We start from the raw sequence: 4,185 nt of genomic DNA, 5'->3' as shown, positions 1-4,185 counted from the left end.
CAACGGCAAGGGCCTCTTCGCCGACACCATCTTCACCGGCCGACTCTCCGACGCAGCAGGCCTCAATTTTTGGGATATGGACACCGGCGAATTCAGCCTGTCCGCCCGCAGCGCCGTGGGCGGCAAGACCGTGCAGGAATACGCCGACGGCGCGCTCTCCGACGCGAACTCGTACACCGACGCGGCCAAGCAGGCGGCGATCACCGAGGCCAAGCGTCAGGCCGACGCGGCCGACACGGCCAAGCTCGCCGAAGCGAAGAAGTACGCCGAGGCCGATGCGACGAACAAGGCGAACGCGGCCCTCGAGGCGGCGAAGAAGGCGGCAGCGGCCGGCGACACCAGCACGCTCGAAGCCGCCAAATCGTATGCCGACAACACGGCCACGAGCCATGTGAACACGTTCGAGAAGGCGCTCACGCAACAGTACATCTTCAACAAGCTCACGAACAACGGCCAGCTGCAGGGCCTGTACATGAGCGGAGGACTGCTGTACGTCAACGCCACCTACCTGCGAAGCGGCATCATCAGCGGCGCGAGAAGCTACTGGAACCTCGACTCCGGAATCTTCAGCATGAGCGACGCGAACGGATTCGAAACGGTTCATCTCGACGGCGACGGAGTCCATAACACGCTCACCGGCACCTTCCAGACTGGCACGTCCGGATCTCGCCTGTGGATGAGCCCGAAATTCAAACAGAAGCCGATCGGAGGATCCGCCGACATCACCGGCGCCGGCATCTCGTTCATCCACGCAACCACGGCGGCGCAGCAGCCATACATCGCTGCCGAGTCCACGAATTCCGAGATGGGCGAGATCTCGACGCTCACCTTCAACGGCGGTCGTCGCGCGAACACAGATCCAGGCGCCTTCGTACGAGTCGGCAGCACGAAAACCGACAACGCCAAGATGCGAGGTGTCTTCCAGGCACTCGTCATGCGCGACTACAGCCTGTCGTCAAATGACGCGAACAGCTCCGGCGCACGACTGGTGTCTTCGGCCTCTCCAGACACAAACGCGATGGACACGTATTCGGAACTTGCGGCATGGGATCCAAACGGCGCCGTCGGGGTGAAGGCGGACATCAACACCGGATACCTCTACCTAGGGGGCTTCCTCGGGGGCTATACGAACCGTCACACACTCGATGGATCCAGGGCATGGAAGGCATGGATGCCGAACGGCGGGGCAATATCGGTCGGTGCGGCCGCGACCGTGCACTTCACCGTGTCATCGCCGGCAAAATACGGCAGATACTACGCCGTCGCAAACGCTGACGGAGAATGGGGCGGCATCATCATGCACGTCAAAAACACCGGAGGACAATCCGGATGGGACATCCTAATGTACAACGCCGACCGGAACCCATGTACGGTCGACATGTATTGCGACACCTTCGGATGGCTCGTCAAATAAGGAAAGCCAAACATGAGACAAACCATGACAATGAGCGACGGGAACATCATCGTCAACTGCGACGAACCCATCAACGGATACCAGCAATTCGTCTTCTCCCCAGGAACCATTGCATCCTGGACGGCACTGCTCGGACTTGGATCCACAGCCGAAGCAGTCGCCGCGATAATGCAAGGCGTCGAGGACACGACGCGATACGATCCGTCAACCGGCAGGGGGGGTCTGGACGGAGGCCTATGAAGCGCTCGAAGCGGCGCTGAACGACAGTGCGGCGGACATGTCAATGCTCGCCGATGACGGAACCGTCCAGAACGATCCGCTGACTGTAGCCCGCAACGACACCAGAAAAGGCATGCACCTACCAACCATCCCGCAACAGGCGCAATCGGTATCGACATACGCCCTCGAAGACTCAGACGCCGGAACCGGCATAGACACGTCCTGCGTTGACGCACAGGCGCTTTCCGACCTGCTCTCGGACAAGACGGTTGCCAATGCCATCGACAACGACGAGGAAAGCTTCTACGCAAGCCTCATGCCGCAACCAATAACCAGATGAAAGGTAGTAGAAAAATGAACGATGACCAGCAGTACGTCAGCTTCGACCGACTCGTATCGCAGAAGCTTTCCGAACAACTCGCCGACGCGAACCGGCAGATCGCCACACTCGCCGCCATGTGCGACATCAAGGACGCGCAGATAGCCGAACTCCGCAGCCAGCTCGAAAACAAGGACGACGGCAATGGCAACGCTTGACAGCTTCCGCGAAGCCACAGGCGAACCCATCCAACTCGACCTAGCCAACGGCTACATCGCAGACATACGCCCAACGCCGGCGACATCAACGGCCGCACCATCACCGTCGAACTCACCGACAACGGCACACCCATCACCACAACCGCCGAAATCACCTGCGCGCTCGACTACAACACCAGTCCCGGCAGCAGCCTCGGCGACCGCGTGACCATGAGCCCGGTCAGCGGCGCGGCCACGGCCACGTTCCGCGCAGCGGTGCCCCGCAAGGCGCTCGCCAAGCCCGGACGCATCCTGTTGGGCATCGAGATCAGCAGCGGCGGCCACAAGGTGTGCTCGCGCAACTTCTACGGGCTCGTGGAACGCGCCGTGTTCGACGCCACGTCACCCGACGCGGACGACAAGCTCGGCCGGATCGAACAGCTCATCCTCGACGCCGACAAGGCAACCAGCAGCGCCAACACCGCAGCAGGCAAGGCCAACACGGCCGCGACGGCGGCGAACACGGCGGCCGCGGCCGCGAACACCGCCACAGGCAAGGCCAACACCGCCACCACGAACGCCAGCGCGGCGGCCACGGCCGCGAGCACTGCGGCATCCAAGGCGAACGGCGCGGCTAGCTCGGCCACCACGGCCGCATCCAACGCCAACGACAAGGCCACGGCGGCAGACACGGCCGCGACCGCAGCGGCCACGGCGGCCGGCAAGGCCAACGACGCCGCATCCAAGGCAACCAGCGCCGCCGGCGACGCACGCGACGCCGCCGAAGCAGCCCGCACCTCGACCATCGAATACGCGCAGCTCTCCGACGACTGCAAGGAAAAGATCGCCGCCAGCGCCAGCGCGGGCGTGGTCTTCGCCACACAGGCCGAAATCGACGAACAGTACGAGACCGTGATCGAACCCGCCCTGGGCGGCGACGCGATCCATCCCCTCACCCAAGACGACATCGATTGGGCGCTCTCCATCATCAACCAGTAGGAAGGAACATCATGGCGAACACGCAGAAGGTCATGACCTTGGAGGACACCGCCAAGCTCATCGCCAAAGTCCACGCCAACGCCACAGGCGGCGCGAAGTTCGAATACGACAACGCCAAGGGCGAATACGGCAACATCGCCGCCTACATGGCCGCCCACAAGGACGGCAAGGTGTACGGCGTGAAATTCCAAATACACGTACAGCAACACGCCAACCGGCGTGAAGACCGAGACAACGCCAACCTGACCATCGAGATCAGCACCAACGCCAAGGCCGACGCGACGACGCGCCCCTGAACGCCTTCCGCTACTGGACGTCAACGCCACTGTGGACGACGACGGCGTGCCCATGTCACCGCCATCGACATCGACACCCGCTTCAAACGCGACGGCAGCAACGGCGACGTGTACGTCGCGACATGCCCCGGATACCAAGCTCGAAAGCACGAGCACCCACAACGAATTCCTGTACAGCGACACCCAGCACGATGGCACGCGCCATCGTTCGCGCTGCTGCCTGACGGCAAACGCCATGCCTGCTGTTCGCGAAATACGCCGCCTCCCTCGACTCCCAGCAACGCCTGTCCGTCAGCGGCAAGGAGATCGACCGAGAATTCGGCTCCCAGAACCGAGCCATCGACTACGCGCTCAAGAAAGGCAAGGGCTACGCCGGCCGCTGCGCCGGCGACACCTTCTATGTCCAGCTCATGCTCATGCTCAAATACGCCACCAAAAACTCGGACGTGCTCGGCGGCTGCTGGCAGTACACGCCTCAGACCGCCGTCACCAAGGCCGAAACCGGCGTCAAGCGCGTCATCATCGCCACCAGCTACGCCAACAACTTCGACGTCGGCAGCACCGTCAATGTCGGCACCGACAAGGAACGCAACAACGCCGGCAACTACAGCGCCGCCCGGGCACGCACCATCCTGAGCAAGACCGCCATCGACGACAGCAACACCGCCCTCAACCTCGACGGAACCCCCATCACCACGACCACCGCATGCTTCGTCAGCAGCATGCCGTGGAAGACCGGGG

6 protein-coding genes are annotated in these 4,185 nt (G+C 62.7%); all 6 read left to right on the top strand.

Annotated features, from left to right (window positions below; genetic code table 11):
* Positions 1 to 1,414 (top strand): hypothetical protein (locus ACLRYO_RS09500; protein ID WP_413084865.1); only part of this gene is annotated, 1,414 nt, incomplete at its 5' end.
* Positions 1,415 to 1,697: 283 nt separating this feature from the next.
* Complete coding sequence (locus tag ACLRYO_RS09495; RefSeq protein ID WP_413084864.1) at positions 1,698 to 1,973, top strand: hypothetical protein; 276 nt, start codon at positions 1,698 to 1,700, stop codon at positions 1,971 to 1,973.
* A gap of 14 nt (positions 1,974 to 1,987) precedes the next feature.
* Positions 1,988 to 2,170, top strand: coding sequence for a hypothetical protein (locus ACLRYO_RS09490; protein ID WP_022527298.1), 183 nt, complete (start codon positions 1,988 to 1,990; stop codon positions 2,168 to 2,170).
* Between the two features lie 210 nt (positions 2,171 to 2,380).
* Positions 2,381 to 3,148 carry a hypothetical protein gene (locus ACLRYO_RS09485; protein ID WP_413084863.1) on the top strand — a complete coding sequence of 256 codons (768 nt, stop codon included), beginning with the start codon at positions 2,381 to 2,383 and terminating at the stop codon, positions 3,146 to 3,148.
* Between the two features lie 11 nt (positions 3,149 to 3,159).
* Positions 3,160 to 3,444, top strand: a complete 285-nt coding sequence (locus ACLRYO_RS09480) for a hypothetical protein (protein WP_413084862.1) — start codon at positions 3,160 to 3,162, stop codon at positions 3,442 to 3,444.
* A 410-nt stretch (positions 3,445 to 3,854) separates the two neighbouring features.
* A partial coding sequence (locus ACLRYO_RS09475; protein WP_413084861.1) for a hypothetical protein occupies positions 3,855 to 4,185 on the top strand: 331 nt, incomplete at its 3' end.

This window comes from Veillonella parvula (assembly GCF_047241225.1).
Lineage (GTDB): Bacteria > Bacillota > Negativicutes > Veillonellales > Veillonellaceae > Veillonella > Veillonella parvula_O.
This window is presented reverse-complemented; position numbering and strand designations above follow the sequence as displayed.